The sequence below is a fragment of the Micromonospora sp. AMSO12t genome (assembly GCF_008806585.1).
GTDB lineage: Bacteria > Actinomycetota > Actinomycetes > Mycobacteriales > Micromonosporaceae > Micromonospora > Micromonospora reichwaldensis.
In genome coordinates this window covers 1-517 of record NZ_WAAS01000587.1, presented here as the reverse complement: position 1 = coordinate 517, position 517 = coordinate 1, and the positions used below count along the sequence as shown (strand labels likewise).

Sequence of the window (517 nt, the reverse complement as noted above, 5' to 3'; positions counted from 1 at the left end):
CCCACCCTCGGCCGTCCTGACCCGACCGTAGGCGGTCGCCGGCCGGCCGCCCGCCCGAACGGTGAAGCCGGGACGGCTCAGTCGCCGTCGCGGGCGGCCAGCACCCGGGCCAGGGCGTCGGGATCGGCCACGGTGACCGTCGCCCCCGGGTGCCGCAGCCACCCGCCGGGCAGCAGGGCGGGCACCGGCTCGGCGAAGCGCAGGCAGAGCCCGGCGGCGGTGCTGCTGGCGAAGGTGACGCCGGCGTCGGCCAGCGAGAGGCGCACGCCGATCCCCCGCCACCAGCGGTACGGCCCGGTGGGCGCGACGCCGACGACGTTGTCCCGGGCGGTGCGCAGTTGCCACGGGCCGAACCGGACCACCAGCTCGGCCCGGTCGACGCCGACCCAGGCGGTTGCCGGCCGGACGCCCACCAGCGCGAGCGCCGGCCGGAAGACCGGGTCGAAGCGGAACGCGAACCGGTGCGCCTCGGCGGTCATCGCGCGCCGCCCCGGGTGGTGGGGCGGGCGTCGCCCGG

The 517-nt window shown here is 79.7% G+C and carries 1 protein-coding gene; it reads right to left on the bottom strand.

Annotated features, from left to right (window positions below):
• Nucleotides 1–77 precede the first annotated feature (77 nt).
• A partial coding sequence (locus F6X68_RS33070) for a hypothetical protein (RefSeq protein WP_370519032.1) occupies nt 78–517 on the bottom strand: 440 nt, incomplete at its 5' end.